This window comes from Terrirubrum flagellatum (assembly GCF_022059845.1).
GTDB lineage: Bacteria > Pseudomonadota > Alphaproteobacteria > Rhizobiales > Beijerinckiaceae > Terrirubrum > Terrirubrum flagellatum.
In genome coordinates this window covers 1-19527 of record NZ_CP091851.1, presented here as the reverse complement: position 1 = coordinate 19527, position 19527 = coordinate 1, and the positions used below count along the sequence as shown (strand labels likewise).

The window sequence follows — 19527 nt, the reverse complement described above, 5'->3', positions numbered from 1 at the left end:
CTCATCCTCCCGCGCGGCGGGTTCGCCCCGCCCCTTAATCTCTTGCCGCCGCCCGCTCAAAAGCAGCCTCGCGATGTCAACCTTGCGCCGGCGGAAAGGTCAAGGCGATTGACCCTTCGGGCCATGCATGCGGGCGCCGCTTGCAGCCTTCCGCGCCTGCGTGCCACAAGCGCGGGCGCCGTCGCGAGGAGAGAGCTCTTGGATCTGGATTCGATCGTTCAGCCGGTCATCAATTTCTGCAGGGCCTATCCGCAGTTTGCCATCGTCATCGTCTTCCTCATCGCCTTCGGCGAGTGCTTCGCGTTCATCTCGCTGCTTATCCCCGGCACATTCTTCTTCGTCGCGTTCGGCGCCTTCGCCGGCGCCGCCGGACTCAATCTTCTGCCGCTGTCGATCTCGGCCTCGATCGGCGCCGCGTTCGGGTTCTACACCTCTTATTTGCTCGGCGTCTGGCTTGGACCGCGCGCCGAGCACACCTGGCCATTCCGCGACAAGCCCGAGGTTCTCGCCCGTGGCCACGCCTTCTTCGAGAAGTGGGGCGCGCCGGCTGTCTTCATCGGCCATTTCTTCGGGCCGGTGCGCGCCATCGTCGCGCTCGTCGCCGGCATTGCGAAGATGCCGCAGCCGCCCTTCCATCTCGCCAACATCGCTGCGTCGATTGTGTGGGGTTTCGCGATGCTCTATGGCACCGGCGTCGTTGGCGAGATGGCGAACAAGTATCTCGGCTTCCTCAACTGAAACGCGCTGCGCCGCAGCGATTTTCACCTGGAGATGAACGGGCGATAAACGGTTTAGCCAGGGTTCAGCGAAAAACCGCAAGCGCGCCTTGATCCCGCCTTTTAGCAGCCCGTGAGCGCGCCGAATCTTGGAGCGTATCGAACGCATGTTCGACGCCTCGCGCGAAGCTCCGGGCTCCTCGCGCGAGCCTCCTCCCGGAAGCAGCATGACGGGGTTTGTCCCATGATCATTCGCAAATTGTTCGGCGCCGCCGCCATCGCGACTCTTCTGGCCGGCGCGTCCTACGCTCAGACCACGCAGCCCGCGACGCCCGCAAAGCCTGCGGCGCCGGCCGTAACTGCGCCTGCGACCACGGCGCCCGCGACGACTGCGGCCAAGCCCGCCGCCGCGCCGGCCGCGCAAACGACCAAGATCAACCTCAACACCGCGACCGAGAAGGACCTCGACGCGCTGCCGCAGATCGGGCCGGCCCGCGCCAAGGAGATCGTCACCGCGCGCGCCAAGACGAAGTTCAAGGATTGGAACGATTTCGTCACGCGCAAGGTCGTGCCGAAGAACGCCGAAGACGCAATCAAGGACAAGGTGACGTTCTGATCGAACGCCACGCGTAAGAATCAAAACGGGCGGCCGATGGCCGCCCGTTTCATTTGAGATCAGCGAAGGCTGGGTGAAGATCAATTCTTCGTCTTGTCGACCAGCGCCTTCGCCTTGATCCACGGCATCATGGCGCGCAGCTTCTCGCCGACCTGCTCGATCGGATGGGCCGCCATGCGGGCGCGCGTCGCCTTGAACGAGGTCTGGTTGACCTTGTTTTCGAGCATCCAGTCGCGCGTGAACTTGCCGGACTGGATGTCGGTGAGCACGCGCTTCATCTCCGCCTTCGTGTCGGACGTGATGATGCGCGGCCCCGTGACATACTCGCCGTACTCGGCTGTGTTCGAGATCGAGTAGTTCATCGTCGCGATGCCGCCTTCATAGATGAGGTCGACGATCAGCTTCACCTCGTGCAGGCACTCGAAATAGGCCATCTCGGGCGCATATCCCGCCTCGACCAGCGTCTCGTAGCCGGCCTTGATCAGCTCGACGAGGCCGCCGCAGAGCACGACCTGCTCGCCGAAGAGATCGGTCTCGCACTCTTCCTTGAAGGTGGTCTCGATGATGCCGGCGCGGCCGCCGCCATTCGCCGACGCATAGGACAGGCCGAGATCATGCGCATTGCCCGACGCGTCCTGATGGATCGCGATCAGGGTCGGCACGCCGCCGCCGCGTTGATACTCCGAACGAACCGTGTGGCCAGGGCCCTTCGGCGCCACCATCAGCACGTCGAGATCCTTGCGCGGCTCGATCAGGTTGAAGTGAACGTTGAGGCCGTGCGCGAACATCAGCGCCGCGCCGTTCTTCATGTTCGCGTGCAGTTCGTCGCGATAGATGTCGCCCTGCAATTCGTCCGGCGTCAGCATCATCATGACGTCGGCAACCTTGGCCGCTTCGGTTGGCGTCATCACGGTGAAGCCCGCGCCTTCCGCCTTGGCGCGCGTGGCCGATCCGGCCTTCAGCGCAATGATCACATCCTTGACGCCGGAGTCGCGCAGGTTCTGCGCATGGGCGTGGCCTTGGCTGCCATAGCCGACGATGCAGACCTTCTTGCCCTTGATCAGGTTGATGTCGGCGTCGCGATCATAATAAACACGCATGGTCTTTCCTCTTGTGTTAGAGACTTCTAATTCTCGGTCCGCTTTTCGTCGCGCCATAAAGCGCGAGAAACTGTTCGGCGGCGCGCGCAGCGTCGCGCTCGATCTCCGCATTTGTCATTTTCAATTCATCGCCGAGCAGCAGGCGAATCTGCACGTCGCGGCCGACAAGCCCGATGAAGGTGCGGAACGCCGTCTCGGTGTCATCGAACGACAGAAGCCCCGCGTCACGGCCGGCTTCGAGCACCGGCTTCAACCTTTCACCGATGGCGAAGCGCCCGTTGGCGAGCACGATGCCGCCGAGATTGCTCTTGCCTGACGCGGCGTGGCCAATCGCGATGCGATTGAGCGCGATCGAGGTCGAGCTTGAAATCACCTGCAGCCAGTTGGCGCCGAAATTCGCGAGGCTGTCTCGCAGCGCCGCCGCGTCGAGTCGCTGCCGGTCATAATTGCCGGCGCGAACCTTCGAGGCTTGCCATTGCACCGTCGCAGTGAGCAGCCCGTCGCGGTCGCCGAACCATTTGTAGAGCGTTTCCTTCGAACAACTCGCGCGCCGCGCGACTGCCGCCATGGTGAGATGATCACCCTCCTCCACCATCAGCCCGAGCACGGCGTCGAGCACGGCCTGCTGGCGCGCTGTCGGTCCTTTCGGGTCCGGAGGGGCGGGCATTTCCATGGGCAATCGGAGAGTACCGTACGTTACGGTTCTGCCGTCTAGAGGGCGAGCGGCTCCGACGCAAGTGGATTCTTCGAGGGCTTGGAAGGCTCAGGATTTCGTCAGCGCCGCGAGCGTCTTCACCGGATCGATCAGCCTTCCCTGCGCCAGCCAGGACAGCATCGTCGGCATGGGCGTCACGCGGCTGATCGGCCAGAGCACATGATCGCGCAGCCAGGGCAGCAGATCGCTGTCGGACTGATAGAAGGGCGTGAAGATCGCGCTGACCGCCTGATAGACGCGCACATGCAGCCCGCGCAGCCGGACATAGAGATGCAGCGCGCGTTCGAGATCGTTCTCGCTAGCCAGCGCCGCCGCCAGCGCCCAGGCGTCGAGCAGAGCCATGTTGGCGCCCTGCCCAAGTTGCGGCGATGTCGCATGCGCGGCGTCGCCGATGCGCGCGATCGCAGAGTGCGCGGGATAAGGCAGCGTGAAATGCCGATAAGCTGCAAGCGTGAGCTGTTCAGGATGCGTGATCGAACTCAGCAGCGGCTCGGTCTGCGGCCAGAGCGCGCGCACCTCGTCCTTCCAGGCGTCGAGCCCGTTCGCGAGCCATTGCGCATGTTGCTCAGGCCTCAGGCTCCAGAAGAACGCCGTCTGCTCGACGCCGCCAGATTCCATACGCCCGATCGGCAGCACGCCGACCATGACGTCGGCGCGGCGATAGCGCTGCTCCAGTTGATGATCGTCGAACGCGCCTGAAATCCAGGGCAATGTCGCCCACAGCGCGCCAAAGGAAAGGTCGCGCCCGCGCGCAGCCTTGCGATCGTCCGCCGCCAGCGGTGAGCGGGAGCCGAGCGCATCGACGACAAGATCGAAGGGACCATGTCGCCTGCCCTTGTCGTCGACAAGAAAGGGGCGACCGGCGGACGCCGCACCGCATTCGACGATCCGCGTCGAGGTCTCGATTGCAACGCCCGATGAGAGAAGCGCGCGATGCAACACGCCGAACAAGGCGGCGCGATGCACGGCGACCCCGCGCAAGCCACGATCTGCGGGATCATAGGCGACATCGAGCACCGTGCGCCCCGACGGCAGCACCTTGCCGAACATACGCGTGATCGGCCGCCCGAGCGATCTGATTTCGCTTTCGAGCCCAAGCGCGCCAAGCGTCGCAAGACCCGTCGGCTGCATCATCAGGCCCGACCCGATCGGCTGCGGCGCTGGCATCTGGTCGAACACCGTCACGAGATGACCGGCGCGATGCAGGAAGAGCGCGGCCGCCATGCCGGCCGGCCCGCGTCCCGCAATCGCGATGGCGAGCGGACGCATGGCGCCTATATTGAGCGCAGCGCCGGCGCAGAAGCGCCGCGCGCCAAGTCGGGATGCAGCCTGTGGCCAACGAACAAGCTGAAGCGATCATCTCGTTCTGGCGCGATGCGGGATATGACAAGTGGTATGGGAAGGACGACGCGTTCGACGAGGATATCCGCCAACGCTTCGGCGCGCTTGTCGAAAAGGCTGCGTCGGGCGAGCTCGACAGTTGGGCTGATGACGCCCAAGGCGCGCTCGCGCTGCTCATCCTTCTCGATCAGTTCCCGCGCAATCTTTTCCGCGGATCGCCGCGCGCTTTCGCAACGGACGCGCATGCGCGCCGCATCGCCGACGCCGCCATCGCGCGTGGGTTCGATGATGCGACCGACACAACGATGCGCGAGTTCTTCTACCTCCCCTTCATGCATTCCGAAGAGCTGGCGGATCAGGATCGCTGCCTCGCGCTTTACACAAGGGCCCGCGACGAGAACGGCGTCAAATACGCCCATATCCATCGCGACATCATTGCGAAATTCGGCCGCTTCCCCCATCGCAATCCCACGCTCGGGCGCGCGATGACAGCGGAGGAAGAAGAGTTCCTGAAAGGCGACGTCTTCAAGGGATGAGGCGTCACGCCGCCTGCATGACAGCCTTTTCCCGCTCCAGCGCGCGCTGCGTCGCCGGCCTGTCAGCCACGCGCTTCGCCAGCGCGCTCCACTTCGGGAAATCCTTCGTCATGTCGTAGCCGAGCACCTGCCCGCCGCCCCACGCCCAGAAGACATAGAGATAGGCGTCGGCGACGCTGTAGCGATCGCCAGACGACCAGCCTTCGGCCGGCAGTTTTGCCTCGACCGCCTGCCACACGTCGCGCGTGGTCTCGCGGCCCTTCGCCTGCACATTGGCGATCGCCTCTTCGCCCGTCGCATAGCGTTCGGCGCGACGGATATGAGCGTAGGAGACATGCACGCCCGATGAAATCCACGCCATCCATTCCATGCAGCGCGCTTCGTCGCGGGCGTTGTCAGGCCACAGCTTCTTTTCCGGCGCGAGCGTCGCGATGTAGCGCAGCACCGCCGGATTTTCGGTGACGATGAAATCGCCGTCGGCGAGCGCTGGCACACGCCCCTTCGGATTGATCCTGAGATAATCAGGCGAACGCTGCTGCGTCTTCGAGAAATCCACCCGCACCGGTTCGAACGGAACGCCCGCCTCCTCAAGCGCAATATGCGGCGCGAGCGAACAGGCGCCGGGGGAATAAAACAGCTTGATGGTCATGGGCGTCTCCAGCTCCGCATCCTCAGCCTGTCATCGCCGGGCTTGACCCGGCGATCCAGTCCTACTTTCAAGTATCTACGCTTCGATCTGGATCGCCGGGTCAAGCCCGGCGATGACAGATTGGAGTTTTGCCCAGAGCATGGCGCGAAAAAGTGGGAACCGGTTTTTCGCGAAAGCCATGCTCTAAACTTTTGGAATCGATCACGTTCCCGCACTTTGATTGTTTCAATCAAAGTGCGGCGTGATCTACCGCGCATCCATCGGCTTGGCGCCGCGGCCGATCGCGGCGACGCCCGTGCGCGACACTTCCGACAGGCCGACCTCCATCATCAGCCTGATGAAGCGATCGACGTCTTCGGACGCGCCCGTCAGCTCAAAGATGAAGGAAGTGCGCGTCGCATCGAGCGTGCGGGCGCCAAAGGCGCCTGCAAGGCGCAGCGCCTCGACGCGATCATCGCCCTCGCCGACCACCTTCACCAGCGCGAGTTCGCGCTCGATCGAATCGCCGTTCACGGTGAGGTCGATCACGCCATGCACCGGCACCAGCCTTTCGAGCTGATGCTTGATCTGCTCGATCACAGGCGCCGTCCCCGCCGTGCAGATGGTGATGCGCGAGAGATGCTTCTCATGCTCGGTCTCGGATACGGTGAGGCTTTCGATATTGTAGCCGCGGCCCGAGAACATGCCGGAGATGCGAGCGAGAACGCCCGGCTCATTGTCCACCAGCACGCAAAGCGTGTGCCTGTTGACCGGCAGGGTCGTGGTCGCGGCGGGATAATGAGTCGACATGCGGGCGCTCTGGCTCTGGGTGATTCAGGTTTTGATGTGCGGTCGGTAATTTTCGAGAGTGGGCTCGTCCGCCTCGTCTTCGGCGACGATCCACGGCTCCTTCAGCGCGGCGTCGCGCCACTGGCGGAAGGCGGGAAGATCATAGATCGCGTCGACATAGGCTTGCGCCACTGGATCGACCGCGATCGAATAGGTGTGGAGGCGCGTGGCGATAGGCGCATACATCGCATCCGCCGCCGAGAATTCGCCGAACAAGAACGGCTTCCCCGTCGCCTTGCCGAAACGGGCGCGCGCCTCGTTCCAGATCGTGGAGATGCGCGCCACGTCGGCCGCGACTTTCGGTCCGCGATCCCTCGCGGGATGGCGCTTGCCAAGATTGCAGGGACAGGCGCCGCGCAGCGCCGAGAAGCCCGCATGCATTTCGCTCGAAATCGCCCGCGCCATCGCACGGGCTTCACGGTCGCGCGGCCAGATCGCCAGATCGGGAAAACGCTCGGCGAGATATTCGATGATCGCGAGCGATTCCCATATCTTCACCTCGCCGTCGACAAGCGCCGGCACCTTGCCGGCCGGGGTGTAGGCGGCGATCTTCGCCTTCCATTCGGGATCGTCGACAGTCGGACCGAACGGGACCTGAATTTCCTCGAACGGGATTCCGAAATGGGCGACGATGAGCCATGGCCGCATCGACCATGACGAATGCAGCTTGTTCGCGATAACGAGCTTCATGCTCCGCTCCCCGTGATAATGATGGGGAGGAAGCTAGCGGCCCAGGCGGCGCTGATCTCATGCCTTTTGGTGATGGACTGCATGATCATCGCCAATCGGTTGCGCCGCCGAGCAGGAATCAGGCCGCGGATTGCAGCGCGTGAGCGCCGCCGAACGCGAAATCGAGCGCTGCGTCCACATGGATGGGCGTCGTATCGAACGCCGGCAGGTCGAGATCGGCCTGGCTGAGCAGCATGCCGATTTCGGTGCAACCGAAGATCACGCCATCGGCGCCGGCTTCGCGCGCTTTGCCGACCGCGGCGAGATAGGCCGCCTTCGCCTCCGGCCGGACGATCCCGCGGCACAGCTCATTGAAGATCACATCATGGATCACAGTGCGGTCATCCGCATTCGGAATGACGGGCTGAAGCCCGAAGTCAGCCTCCAGCCGCCGCGCGAAGAAATCGCTCTCCATGGTGTAGCGCGTGGCGAGCAGCAGCGGGCGCTTGACGCCGCGCGCGACGATGGCGCGCCCGGTCGCCTCGCGAATGTCGAGAAACGGCAGATCGGACGCGGCGCGGATGTGATCCGCCACCTTATGCATCGTGTTCGTGCAGAGAATGATCGCTTCGGCGCTGGCGCGCTTGAGCCGACGCGCTTCTTCCGCCAGCTTTTCGCCGAGCCCGTTCCAGTCGCCTGCGCGCATATGCTGATCCATCTCCTCCATATCGACAGAGGAAAGGATCAGGCGGGCCGAATGCAGCCCGCCAAGGCGATCGCGCACGCGCTCATTGAACAGACGATAGTAGATCACCGTCGATTCCCAGCTCGTGCCGCCGATCAGGCCGATGCGCTTCATCTGCATCACACAAGCTCCTTGCCCTTGGCGTCGATGACCGTCTTCGTGTCGCCGGTGAAGTCGGGCAGGATCATCTCGTTATGCGCCTTGCCCGACGGAATCATCGGGAAGCAGTTCTCCTCCTTCGAGACGAGACAGTCGAAAATCACGGGCCCGGGATAATCGATCATCTCGCGGATGGCGTCGTCGAGCTTCGCCGGATCGGAGCAGCGGATGCCCTTGGCGTGATAGGCTTCGGCGAGCTTCACGAAATCGGGCAGCGCCGCCGAATAGCTTTCGGAATAACGCCCGCCATGCAGCAATTCCTGCCACTGGCGCACCATGCCCATATATTCATTGTTGAGAATGAAGATCTTCACCGGCAGCCGGTACTGCGCCGCCGTCGACATCTCCTGCATATTCATCAGGATCGAGGCTTCGCCGGCGATGTCGATCACAAGCGAATTCGGATGCGCGAGCTGCGCGCCGATCGCCGCCGGCAATCCATAGCCCATGGTGCCAAGGCCGCCAGACGTCATCCAGCGGTTCGGCTCCTGGAAATGGAAATGCTGCGCGGCCCACATCTGATGCTGGCCGACTTCCGTGGTGACATAGACGTCGCGGTCTTTCGTGAGCTGATAGAGCCGCTCGATCGCATATTGCGGTTTGATGATCTCTTTCGAATTCTCGTAAGAGAAGCTCTTGCGCGCGCGCCACACATCGATCTGACGCCGCCAGTCGTTCAGCGCGACCGTGTTGAGCTGCGGCTTCATCTCCTTCCACACCGCGATCATGTCGGCGAGCACCTCGCGGCAATCGCCGACGATGCCGATATCGACCTTGACGTTCTTGTTGATCGAGGACGGATCGATATCGACATGGATCTTGCGCGAGTGCGGCGAGAAGGCGTCAAGCCGACCGGTGATGCGGTCGTCGAAGCGCGCGCCGAGATTGATCATGACGTCGCAGCCATGCATGGCGAGGTTCGCTTCGTAGGAGCCGTGCATGCCCAGCATGCCGAGCCAGTGCGGGTCGGACGCGGGCAGCGCGCCAAGGCCCATCAGCGTCGACGTCACCGGGAAGCCGGTGATCTGAACCAGCTCGCGCAGCAGGCGCGAAGCTTCCGGCCCCGCATTGATGACGCCGCCGCCGGTGTAGAACACAGGCTTCTTCGCTTTCGCCATAAGCTCGACCGCGGCGCGGATCTTGGTGGTGTCGCCCTTGGTCTGCGGGCGATAGCTCTTGTGCTGATTCTCCTTCGGCCGCGCATATTCGCCCGAGGCGAACTGGATGTCCTTGGGGATGTCGATCACGACGGGCCCGGGGCGCCCGTTCTGCGCGACATAGAACGCCTCGTGCAACACGCGCGGCAAATCCTCGATGCGCTTCACGAGATAGTTGTGCTTGGTGCAATGACGCGTGATGCCGACCGTGTCGCATTCCTGGAACGCGTCGGAGCCGATGAGATGCGTCGGCACCTGGCCGGTGAGGCAGACGATCGGGATCGAATCCATCAGCGCGTCGGTGAGGCCGGTGACCGCATTGGTCGCGCCGGGACCTGACGTCACAAGGACGACGCCGACCTTGCCGGAAGAGCGGGCGTAGCCTTCGGCCGCATGCACGGCGCCCTGCTCGTGGCGGACAAGCACATGCTTCACCTTCTCCTGGTGGAACATGGCGTCGTAGATCGGGAGCACGGCGCCGCCGGGATAGCCAAAGAGGGTGTCGACGCCCTGATCCTGCAGCGCGCGGATCACCATTTCAGCGCCGGTCATCGTCTCGCTCATCGTCGTCTCCTCGGCTTTTCCGATCCTCGTCGCGGCCGCCATTCGGCCAATAAAAAAGGCCCCGTGAGGGACCTTGCATGCGCCGGCGCGGGGGCCACAGTCTGGTGCGACTGCCCCTACCGGCGCTCCGTTACGAGAATGCTCTTCATCATCCTCGCCTGATAACTGCAAAGCGGCGTCGCGGTCAAGCGGCGTCGCGGCCTCCCGCGAACAGAGGGAACCGCCTATAAGCCCCGGCATGAGCGATGTCGCGGCGATTGCGCCACCCAAGGGGCCCGAAGGAACGGCCCGCCAGATCACCATTCGCGCCCTGCTGCTGGGCGAACGGCTCGACACGTCGGGCCTCGAACGCTCGGACCTGATCGCCAGCTCGCCCCTGGCGTTCCGTGTGGGAGGCCATGGCTTCGCCGCCCTGTTCCGTTTCGGCGTCGCCGTCTTCGCCGGCCTGACGCCTGTCGAGGAGGACGGGCTGCTTGCGCAGATCAGGCCGCGCATCGCCCGCCCCTTCGCCAAGGCGGAGGAGGAAACGGCGATCATCCAGCTTGCGAGCGATCAGGAGGATCATGTGCCGCCGGGCGGCCCGATCCATCTGCGGTCGCTGTTGCCGGAGAAGATGCTTGTCATCGCCGACGCGCTGGCGAAGAGCGTCGTGCTGGCCCGTGACGAACGCGAGGTCGCAGCTGTGTTCGATGTGATCGAGCCGCTGGCGCGCCGCCTCGGCGACAAGGGCAGCTTTCCCGTCGCGCGCAGCGACATGCTGAAGCTGATCGGCAAGTCGCTGCGCGTGCAGCATTCCATGTCAGGCCGCGTCGCGGTCGAGGAGAAGCCGGACGCTCTCTGGGAGCGCCCGGATCTCGAACGTCTCTATGGCCGTCTCGAAGACGAATACGAGCTCAAGGAGCGCGCGGTGGCGCTGACCCGCAAGCTCGACGTCATCAAGGAGACGGCGACCGCTTTCACCGATCTCATCGACACGCGTCGATCACTGCGTCTCGAATGGGCGATCGTGCTGCTGATCGTTTCCGAGATCGCGCTGACGCTCTATCAGATCTTTTTCAGCAAGAGCGGGCATTAAAGCGCGCTGACGCGCTGCTCACTGTCGAGTTGCGCCATTGCATAGGCCGCATAGCGATCGCCGGCGGCAGCGCCTCTCGGAACGGCCGCTTCGATCGCAGCAAGATCGCTTGCGCCCAGCTTCACATCGAGCGCGCCAAGCGATTCCGTCAAACGATCGCGGTGGCGCGCGCCGATCAGCGGAACGATATCGTCGCCCTGCGCCATCACCCAGGCGATGGCGATCTGCGCGACGCTGACGTCTTTCGTGTCGGCGATCTTCCGCAGCGCTTCAACGAGCGCAAGATTCTGCTCGACATTTCCGGCCTGGAAACGCGGGCTGTGCGCGCGAAAATCACCAGCGTCGGCCTTGCTGGCGTCCCAATGGCCGCTGATCAGGCCGCGCGAGAGAACGCCATATGCGGTGATGGCGATGCCAAACTCACGGCATGCCTGCAGAATGCCGTCCTCGATGCCGCGCGAGATCAGAGAATATTCGATCTGCAGATCGACGATGGGATGGACCTTCGCCGCGCGGCGGATCGTGTCGACGCCGACTTCAGACAGACCGATATGCCTGATATAGCCGGCCTTCACCATGTCGGCGACGGCGCCGATCGTGTCTTCGATCGGCACCGCAGGATCGAGCCGCGACGGACGATAGATGTCGATGTGATCAACGCCGAGCCGCTGCAGCGTATAGGCCAGCGCGCTCTTCACCGCCTGCGGCCGCGAGTCATAGCCGAGCCACGCGCCGTCGGGACCGCGCAGCGCGCCGAACTTCACGCTGATGAGCGCGCCATCGCGCTTGCCGCCTTTCAGCGCTTCACCGATCAGCATCTCGTTATGGCCCATGCCGTAGAAGTCGCCGGTGTCGAGCAACGTGATTCCGGCTTCGAGCGCGGCGTGAATGGTGGCGATGCTCTCGGCCCGATCGGCCGGGCCATACATGCCGGACATGGCCATGCAGCCAAGGCCCAACGCCGAAACGCGCGGGCCGGCCGCGCCAAGCTGACGAATGTCCATCTTCATCTCCGTGAGCCCAACCGGGCTTTCGAGGCGAATATGGCGCGGATTGTTCTGTGCGATAATCCGGCCAATATCGAACGGCCTGTTTGGAAATCCGCACAATGTCCGATCCCGACTTGTCCGATCTCGACGCCTTTGTCGCTGTCGCTCGCGCCCGCAGCTTTCGCGGCGCGGCCCAGCACCGCAACGTCTCCGCCTCGTCGCTGAGCGAGGCCGTCCGCCGGTTGGAGGCGCGCCTGTCGATCCGCCTGCTCAACCGCACGACGCGCAGCGTGACGCCGACCGAAGCCGGCGATCGTCTGCTCGATCGGCTGGGGCCGGCGCTCGGCGAAATCTCCGGCGCTCTCGACGCCATGAACACATTCCGCGACAGCCCGCGCGGCACGCTGAGGCTGAACGTGCCTTCGATCGTCGGCCACAAGATCCTGCCGCCGATCGTCACGCGCTTCCTCAAAGCCTATCCCGAGGTGACGGTCGATATCGTCGTCAACGACAGGTTCATCGATGTCCTTGCCGCGGGCTTCGACGCCGGCGTGCGTTATGAGGAACGCGTCGAGCGCGACATGATCGCGATTCCGTTGGGTCCGCGCCGACAGCGGTTCGTGGTTGCAGCTTCGCGCGACTATCTCGCCGCGCGCGGCGTTCCCCAACATCCCCATGACGTGTTGCAGCACGCCTGCATCCGCCATCGCTTCGCCAGCGGCGTCACCCATCCCTGGGAGTTCGAAAAGGACGGCGAGATTATCCGCGTCAGCCCGGAGGGACCGCTTGTCGCGACCTCGATGGAGCTGGAGATCGCCGCTGCGATCGCGGGTCTCGGCCTCATCGCGAGCTTCGAGGAATATCTGAAGCCCGCGCTCAACGATGGACGGCTTGTTCCCGTGCTGAGCGACTGGGTGCAGGAATTCTCCGGCCCCTTTCTCTATTATCAGAGTCGCACGCACATGCCCGGACCGCTGCGCGCCTTCGTCGACTTCATCAAGAGCGACGCAGCGGGCCGGACCTGAGGATCACACCGCCGGCGGGCTGAGCCGCGCGAAGCCTTCCTGCCTGTAATAGGGGAAATAGGGATAGGCGGCGTCCGTCGTGCTCGCCGCGTCGAGCTTCGCGATCTGCTCGCCCGAGAGCGACCAGCCGACTGCTCCGAGATTCTGGCGAAGCTGCTCTTCATTGCGCGCTCCGATGATGATCGATGAGACAGTCGGGCGCTGCAACAGCCAGTTGATCGCGATCTGCGGAATGGATTTTCCGGTTTCCTTTGCGATCTCGTCGAGCGCGTCGACGACGCGGAAGAGAAGTTCGTCATTAACCGGCGGGCCGAATTTCGCAGTGTCGGCCAGACGTCCCTCAGGAAGAGGCTGCCCGCGACGCAATTTGCCCGTGAGACGGCCCCAGCCGAGCGGGCTCCACACCAGCGCGCCGACGCCCTGATCGAGACCGAGCGGCATCAGCTCCCATTCATAGCTGCGGCCGACCAGCGAATAATAGACCTGATGCGCGACATAGCGGGGATAGCCATGCTTCTCCGCCGCGCCGAGCGACTTCATGAGCTGCCAGCCGGAAAAATTGGAAACGCCGACGTAACGCAGCTTTCCCGCGCGCACGAGCATGTCGAGCGTCGACAGAACTTCCTCGACGGGCGTCGCGGCGTCGAAGGCGTGCAGTTGCAAGAGATCGACATAATCCGTCTGCATCCGGCGCAGCGCGTCGTCCGTCGCCTTGATCAACCGCGCGCGTGACGAGCCGGCGTCACCAGGGCCATCGCCCATGGGCAGCGACATCTTGGTGGAAATCAGCGCCTTGTCGCGCCGTCCCTTCAGCGCTTCGCCGAGCACCTCTTCCGACGCGCCGTTGGAATAGACGTCGGCGGTGTCGAACAAGGTCACGCCGGCGTCGAGACAGATGTCGATCAGGCGGCGCGCTTCTGCGACATCGGTATTGCCCCACGCGCCGAACAGCGGACCCGACCCGCCGAAGGTTCCCGCTCCGAAACTCAGCGCCGGGACTTTCAGTCCGGACGCACCCAGACGACGATATTCCATGATGGTCTCCATGTGCGAAAGATGAGGAAGAAGAGATCAGCAGCCGCGCGGAATGGCGGCGAGCGCAGGCGCGCGATGATCGAGACGCCAATTGCAGAGCGCGACGGCGAAGGCGATCAACGGAATGATCGCAGCGACAAGCGGAACAGCGCCAAGCCCCGGCCCGTGATCGATCACGACGCCGCCGAGCCAGGCGCCGATCGCGTTGCCGAGATTGAACGCGCCGATATTGAAGCTCGACGCGATCGCCTGTCCCGCGCCGGACGCTTTCTCCAGCACCCACATCTGCAACGGCGCGACAGTCGCAAAGGCCGCGGCGCCGAGAAGGCCAACCGAGATAATAGCTGCGATATGATCGCGCATCGCGAAACTCATCGCGAACAGCATGCCCGAGAGCGCGAGAAGACTTGTCAGCGCGGTCCGCACGACATTTTTGTCTGCGAGTTTCCCGCCGATCAGATTGCCCGCGATGAGGCCGCCGCCGAAGACGAGAAGAATCGCGGACACTGCGCTTTCAGGAAATCCGGCGACGCGCGTCAGCATCGGCGCGAGATAGGTGAAGGCCGCGAATACGCCGACCCAGCTCAGCACCGTGGTCGCGAGACCAAGCAGCACCGGGCGACGCGCCAGCACTGCGAGATCGCTGCGCAGATCGCTGTTTTCGCCGTTCGGCTGATCGGCAGGGACCAGAGCCGAGATCACGCCGACCGCGACGACGCCGACCAAGGTCACGGCCCAGAATGTCGCGCGCCAGCCAAACACCTGGCCGAGCCAGGTTCCGAACGGCACGCCGAGAATGTTCGCAACCGTGAGACCGGTGAACATGACGGCGATCGCCGACGCCTTGCGGTCGGGCGCGACCAGACGCGTCGCCGCCACCGATCCCACGCCGAAGAAGGAGGCGTGCGCGAAGGCGGTGAGCACGCGCGCCGCCATCAGGGTCCAGTAGTCAGGCGCGAGCGCGCAGGCGGCGTTGCCGAGGGTGAACACGACCATCAGCGACGTCAGCAGCGACTTCTGCGACCAGCGGCCGACGAGCGCGCCCAGCAGCGGCGCGCCGGCGACCACGCCAAGCGCATAGCCTGATATCAACAGGCCCGCCGCCGAGATCGAGACGCCGAGATCGGCGCTGACATCGAGCAACAGGCCCATGATGACGAATTCGGTGACGCCGATCCCGAAGGCCCCGGCGGCAAGGGCGTAAACTGCAAGGGGCATCGGCCTCTCCTCTCATTGTGCGTTGCAACGAGAGATGGCGCAGTTGGCTGAGGTGATTTAGATTGCCTCAGGGAATATCATCTATGACTTGAATTCACATGGCGAGATGGGAAGCCAATCGATCCGGCGAGATGGAGGTGTTCGCCCGCGCGGTCGAACTGGGCGGCTTTTCGGCCGCGGCCCGGGCTTTCCGCATGACGCCCTCGGCCGTGAGCAAGCTGATCTCGCGGCTTGAAGCGCGGCTGGGCGCGCGGCTCGTCAATCGCTCCACGCGCAAGCTGCTGCTGACGCCGGAAGGCGCGCAGTTCTATGAGCGCTGCGTCCGCATCCTCGGCGACATGGCCGAGGCGGAGCAGGAGGCCGCGAAGGGCAGCGCGCCGCAGGGCCGCGTGCGTGTGAACTCTAATGTGCCCTTCGGACTCCATTATCTTCTGCCGCTGGTTCCCGAATTTCTCGCGCGGCATCCCGGCGTGACGCTCGATATTGTTCTGACCGACCTCGTCATCGATCTCCTGAACGAGCGCGCCGATGTCGCGATCCGCGTCGGCCCAATGCGGGAGTCGCAGTTGGTCGCGCGCAAGCTGGGACAAAGCCGCATGGCCGTTGTGGCTTCGCCGAACTATCTCGCGAAACATGGAACGCCTCATACGCTCGCCGATCTCGATCGTCACAATCGCATCGATTTCGGCTTCGCGCGCATTCGCAGCGCATGGGCGTTTCGCGATGGAGAAGAGAGCATCTATATTCCCGCTGCCGGCAATGCGCTCGTTGGCGATGGCGAAAGCGCGCGTCAGCTTGCCTTGTCTGGCATGGGGCTCGCGCGCCTCGCGCTTTTCCATGTCGGGCCGGATATCGCAGCCGGAAGACTTGTCCCGGTGCTGGAGTCCTTCAATCCTGGCGATGTCGAGGAGATCAACGCGGTGTTTGTCGGCCAGGGGGGCCATACGCCAGCCCGCGTCCGCGCCTTCATCGACTTTCTCGTCGAGAAAACGGCTGATCTGCGGGCCTAACTCGCACCGACGAAATTCCGCGCAACGATCTCTCTCGCTTGGTCAGGAGCAGCCGCGTCCCACCCTTCCATCTGATGGCGGAACCAGGTCATTTGGCGTTTCGCATAAGCGCGCGTGTCGGCCTGCCCTTTCGCGATCGCATTTTCGAGCGACATGGCGCCATTGAGACAAGCGATCAGTCCCGGCACGCCATGAGCGCGCATCGCAGGCAACGCCGGATCGAGACCGCGCGATTTCAACGCGCGGACTTCATCGAGAGCGCCTTCCTTCATCATCGCGAGAAACCGGCGATCGATCGCCGTGCGCGACGCCTCACGATCAGGCGTGAGGAACAACTTGAAGCAACGCGCGGTGTCGAGCAGCGCGCCTGATCGCTCGCCATGAAAGGAGACGAGCGAACGACCTGTCGCCTCGAACACTTCAAGCGCGCGCAGGATGCGCTGGGGATCGCTTGGTCGCAGCGTCGCGGCGGTCTCGGGGTCACGCTCCATGAGCTTCGCATGCAGCGCTTCCGGCGCCTGACCCTCCGCTTCCTCGCGCACCCGCATGCGCACCTCGTCTGGCGTCGCGGGAATGTCCGACAGCCCCTGCATCAGCGCCTTGAAATAAAGCCCCGTGCCGCCGACGAAGATCGGCAGCCGGCCCGCTTCGCGGACGTCCGCGAGCAAGCTTGACGCCGCCGCCAGCCATCGCCCGACCGAAAAATTCTCCGCCGCATCGATCACACCATAAAGGCGATGTGGCGCGCCGGCTTCCTCTTCCGGCGTTGGCCGCGCCGTGATGATCCGGAGGTCGCGATAGAGCTGCATGGAATCGGCGTTGATGATCACGCCGCCGGTCCGCCGCGCGATCTCGATGGCGAGCGCCGACTTGCCGCTGGCGGTGGGACCTGCAATGAGCGCGGCGTCGATCGCCCGCCCATCCGCCATGACCCACGTCGCAACCTTCATCGCAAATCCTGCTCGCCCCGCGCTCGACGCCACGCTTCTTTCATGCGGCGCCGGCGCGCTTCCCGGCGCGGGCGCGCCGGTTTGGCTCGATCGCGACGTCGCCGCCGATATTTTCTTTAGCGGTGACAACTCCGATCTCAAAGCGATTGCGTCAGAAGCCCGCGCAGCGCTCGGCGACGCGCCGATCGACGTGATCGTGCAGCCCGTCCCACATCGCCGGAAGGCGCTGTTCCTCGCCGATATGGATTCCACCATGATTGGCCAGGAATGCATCGACGAACTCGCCGATTTTGTCGGGCTGAAGAAAGAAGTGTCGGAGATCACCGAGCGCGCCATGCGCGGCGAGATCGCCTTCGAGCCGGCGCTGCGCGAACGCGTCGCGCTGCTGAAAGGACTGTCCCTCTCGATCGTCGACGAGATCATCGAAAAGCGCATCACGCTGACGCCGGGCGGCGTAGCGCTTGTGCGAACCATGCGTGCGAATGGCGGTTATTGCTGCCTCGTCTCCGGCGGCTTCACCGTTTTCACCTCGAAGATCGGCGCGACGATCGGCTTCGACGAGCATCGCTCGAATATTCTCGAAACCGAAGGCGAGAGACTCTCGGGCAAGGTGCGCGAGCCAATCCTCGGCAAGGAGGCGAAGCTCGCGACGCTTAAGGAGTTGCGTGAGAAATTCGGCCTGGCGCCGGAGCAGACGCTTGCGGTTGGCGACGGCGCCAATGATCTCGCCATGCTGGGCGAAGCCGGCCTCGGCGTCGCCTTTCGCGCCAAGCCTGCAGTCGCCGCCGCCGCTCATGCGCGGATTGAGCATACAGATCTCACGGCGCTTCTCTATGCGCAGGGCTATCGCATCGAAGATTGGGTTCGCTGAAAACAAAAAGGCGGCTCTCCCAAGCCGCCTTTTTAGTAATCGGGCGCGAAAACCTAGTTCAGCGGCAGCGCCACGAAGCGCGTTTCGCCCTGTGCGTTGGCGATGACGACGACGGCGGATTTCTTGCCGTCCTTCTTCAGCGCCTCAACGCGATTGACGACATCCTCGGGCTTCGTCACCGGCTGCTCGCCGAATTCGACGATCACGTCGCCCGCCTGGATGCGCTTGTCGGCGGCCGATGAATTCGGATCGACGCGCGTCACGACGACACCCTTCAGCCCTTCCTTGAGATTGAAGCGTTTGCGGACTTCATCCGTGATCGACGAGGTCTCGAGACCCAGCACCTGCTTCGTCTCGGGCGCAGGCGTCGATTGCGGCTTGGCTGTATTGGAGGCGACGACCGTCTCGTCGAGACGCGCGAGCTTGACGGTCTTCGTCTGCTCCGCGCCCTTGCGGATGATCTTGACCTCGACCTCCTTGCCGACCGGCGTCGCGGCGACAATGCGCGGCAGATCGCGCGAGTCGCGGATGTCGCGACCATCGAATTTCACGATCACATCGCCTGCTTCGAGGCCTGCCGGCTTCGCCGGCCCCTTGTCGTCGACGCCTGCGATCAGCGCGCCGCGCGCGCTGCCGAGTTTCATCGCTTCGGCAAGCGAATCATCGACCTGCTGGATACGCACGCCAAGCCAGCCGCGACGCGTCTCGCCATATTGCTGGAGCTGATCAACGACCGACGCCGCGACCGAGGACGGCACGGCGAAGCCGATGCCGATCGAGCCGCCTGACGGCGACAGGATCGCGGTATTAATGCCGATCACCTCGCCATCCATGTTGAACAGCGGGCCGCCGGAATTGCCTTTGTTGATGGCTGCGTCGGTCTGGATGTAGTTGTCGTAGGGGCCGCTATCGATATTGCGGTTGCGCGCCGAGACGATGCCGGCCGACACCGAGCCGCCGAGACCGAACGGGTTGCCGATCGCGATCACCCAGTCGCCGACGCGGGCCTTTTCGCTGTCGCCGAATTTCACCGCCTTCAAGGGCCTCTCTGGCTTCACGCGGAGCACGGCGAGATCGATCTTCGTGTCCTTGCCGACGATCTCGGCCTTGAGGCGCTGGCCGTCATTGAAGATCACGGTGATGTCGTTGGCTTCGCCGATGACATGGTTGTTGGTGACGACGATGCCGGCGGAATCGATGACGAAGCCGGAGCCGAGCGAATTGCCGCGCCGCTGCTGCGGCGCAGGGCTGTTCTGCCCGTTCTGGCCGCCCGGGCCGCGCCGGAAGAACTCGTCGAAGAATTCTTCAAAGGGCGTTCCCGGAGGCAACTGCGGAATCTGGAGTTGACGCCGCTCGGCAACCGGCGCCGTCGACGTCGCGGAGATGTTCACCACCGCGTCGATCACGCTCGAAGAGAGATCGGCGAGAGAGTCAGGTCCCTTGGCGAAAGCCGGCGCGCTGGCGACCGGCGAGAACGCCAGCATCGCGGCGACCCCGACGGCGGCGAGGGCTGTCCCCCAGCGGCCGGAGGCGGAGGGAGCGGTCAAAGCGCGCGTCAT

20 protein-coding genes are annotated in these 19527 nt (G+C 64.0%); 7 read left to right on the top strand and 13 right to left on the bottom strand.

Annotation, left to right across the window (positions count from 1 at the left end; translation table 11 throughout):
* Positions 1-198 precede the first annotated feature (198 nt).
* Both L8F45_RS00100 and L8F45_RS00095 read left to right on the top strand, forming a co-directional pair.
* The gene (locus tag L8F45_RS00100) at positions 199-738 is read left to right on the top strand and encodes a DedA family protein (RefSeq protein WP_342360861.1); all 540 of its coding nucleotides are present in this window, start codon (positions 199-201) and stop codon (positions 736-738) included.
* 222 nt (positions 739-960) lie between these two features.
* Positions 961-1332 (top strand): ComEA family DNA-binding protein, encoded by a 372-nt coding sequence (locus tag L8F45_RS00095; RefSeq protein ID WP_342360860.1) that lies wholly within the window; start codon positions 961-963, stop codon positions 1330-1332.
* Positions 1333-1412: 80 nt separating this feature from the next.
* Here L8F45_RS00095 and ilvC read toward each other — a convergent pair whose 3' ends face one another.
* From ilvC to L8F45_RS00080, 3 genes are all read right to left on the bottom strand, one after another.
* Positions 1413-2432: a ketol-acid reductoisomerase gene (ilvC, locus tag L8F45_RS00090; protein ID WP_342360859.1), complete on the bottom strand. Its 1020-nt coding sequence runs from the start codon at positions 2430-2432 to the stop codon at positions 1413-1415.
* Between the two features lie 16 nt (positions 2433-2448).
* Entirely contained in the window at positions 2449-3099 is a 651-nt protein-coding gene (locus L8F45_RS00085) for a TetR/AcrR family transcriptional regulator C-terminal domain-containing protein (protein ID WP_342363584.1), read from the bottom strand.
* Positions 3100-3195: 96 nt separating this feature from the next.
* Positions 3196-4416, bottom strand: a complete 1221-nt coding sequence (locus tag L8F45_RS00080; protein ID WP_342360858.1) for an FAD-dependent oxidoreductase — start codon at positions 4414-4416, stop codon at positions 3196-3198.
* A 53-nt stretch (positions 4417-4469) separates the two neighbouring features.
* Between L8F45_RS00080 and L8F45_RS00075 the strand changes: the two genes are divergently transcribed.
* Complete coding sequence (locus L8F45_RS00075; protein ID WP_425329970.1) at positions 4470-5024, top strand: DUF924 family protein; 555 nt, start codon at positions 4470-4472, stop codon at positions 5022-5024.
* 4 nt (positions 5025-5028) lie between these two features.
* Here the strand turns inward: L8F45_RS00075 and L8F45_RS00070 are convergent, their stop codons facing one another.
* From L8F45_RS00070 to L8F45_RS00050, 5 genes are all read right to left on the bottom strand, one after another.
* Positions 5029-5673 (bottom strand): glutathione S-transferase family protein, encoded by a 645-nt coding sequence (locus L8F45_RS00070; protein WP_342360856.1) that lies wholly within the window; start codon positions 5671-5673, stop codon positions 5029-5031.
* A 246-nt stretch (positions 5674-5919) separates the two neighbouring features.
* On the bottom strand, positions 5920-6462 hold the full coding sequence (gene ilvN, locus L8F45_RS00065) for an acetolactate synthase small subunit (RefSeq protein WP_342360855.1): 543 nt from the start codon (positions 6460-6462) through the stop codon (positions 5920-5922).
* 24 nt (positions 6463-6486) lie between these two features.
* Positions 6487-7191: a glutathione S-transferase family protein gene (locus L8F45_RS00060; protein WP_342360854.1), complete on the bottom strand. Its 705-nt coding sequence runs from the start codon at positions 7189-7191 to the stop codon at positions 6487-6489.
* 118 nt (positions 7192-7309) lie between these two features.
* Complete coding sequence (locus L8F45_RS00055) at positions 7310-8035, bottom strand: aspartate/glutamate racemase family protein (protein WP_342360853.1); 726 nt, start codon at positions 8033-8035, stop codon at positions 7310-7312.
* A complete protein-coding gene (locus L8F45_RS00050) occupies positions 8035-9795 on the bottom strand; it encodes an acetolactate synthase 3 large subunit (protein ID WP_342360852.1) in 1761 nt (586 codons plus the stop codon). The genes L8F45_RS00055 and L8F45_RS00050 overlap by 1 nt, the downstream gene beginning before the upstream one ends.
* Positions 9796-10033: 238 nt before the next feature.
* Between L8F45_RS00050 and L8F45_RS00045 the strand changes: the two genes are divergently transcribed.
* Positions 10034-10870 (top strand): RMD1 family protein, encoded by an 837-nt coding sequence (locus L8F45_RS00045; RefSeq protein ID WP_342360851.1) that lies wholly within the window; start codon positions 10034-10036, stop codon positions 10868-10870.
* Here L8F45_RS00045 and L8F45_RS00040 read toward each other — a convergent pair.
* Positions 10867-11874, bottom strand: coding sequence for an aldo/keto reductase (locus tag L8F45_RS00040; protein WP_342360850.1), 1008 nt, complete (start codon positions 11872-11874; stop codon positions 10867-10869). The two genes, L8F45_RS00045 and L8F45_RS00040, sit on opposite strands and share 4 nt — an antisense overlap.
* Positions 11875-11978: 104 nt before the next feature.
* On the opposite strand from L8F45_RS00040, the gene L8F45_RS00035 reads away from it, so the two are divergent.
* Entirely contained in the window at positions 11979-12884 is a 906-nt protein-coding gene (locus tag L8F45_RS00035) for a LysR family transcriptional regulator (RefSeq protein ID WP_342360849.1), read from the top strand.
* Positions 12885-12887: 3 nt separating this feature from the next.
* On the opposite strand, the gene L8F45_RS00030 is transcribed toward L8F45_RS00035, so the two are convergent.
* Positions 12888-13919, bottom strand: a complete 1032-nt coding sequence (locus L8F45_RS00030; RefSeq protein ID WP_342360848.1) for an aldo/keto reductase — start codon at positions 13917-13919, stop codon at positions 12888-12890.
* A gap of 36 nt (positions 13920-13955) precedes the next feature.
* The gene (locus L8F45_RS00025) at positions 13956-15137 is read right to left on the bottom strand and encodes an MFS transporter (protein ID WP_342360847.1); all 1182 of its coding nucleotides are present in this window, start codon (positions 15135-15137) and stop codon (positions 13956-13958) included.
* Between the two features lie 98 nt (positions 15138-15235).
* Here L8F45_RS00025 and L8F45_RS00020 point away from each other — a divergent pair, with 98 nt between their 5' ends.
* Positions 15236-16147 carry a LysR family transcriptional regulator gene (locus L8F45_RS00020; RefSeq protein WP_342360846.1) on the top strand — a complete coding sequence of 304 codons (912 nt, stop codon included), beginning with the start codon at positions 15236-15238 and terminating at the stop codon, positions 16145-16147.
* Here the strand turns inward: L8F45_RS00020 and miaA are convergent.
* Complete coding sequence (miaA, locus tag L8F45_RS00015) at positions 16144-17097, bottom strand: tRNA (adenosine(37)-N6)-dimethylallyltransferase MiaA (protein ID WP_342360845.1); 954 nt, start codon at positions 17095-17097, stop codon at positions 16144-16146. The two genes, L8F45_RS00020 and miaA, sit on opposite strands and share 4 nt — an antisense overlap.
* Here miaA and serB point away from each other — a divergent pair.
* Complete coding sequence (gene serB / locus L8F45_RS00010) at positions 17075-17968, top strand: phosphoserine phosphatase SerB (protein ID WP_342360844.1); 894 nt, start codon at positions 17075-17077, stop codon at positions 17966-17968. The two genes, miaA and serB, sit on opposite strands and share 23 nt — an antisense overlap.
* Positions 17969-18021: 53 nt before the next feature.
* Here serB and L8F45_RS00005 read toward each other — a convergent pair whose 3' ends face one another.
* Positions 18022-19527 (bottom strand): Do family serine endopeptidase, encoded by a 1506-nt coding sequence (locus L8F45_RS00005; protein WP_425329969.1) that lies wholly within the window; start codon positions 19525-19527, stop codon positions 18022-18024.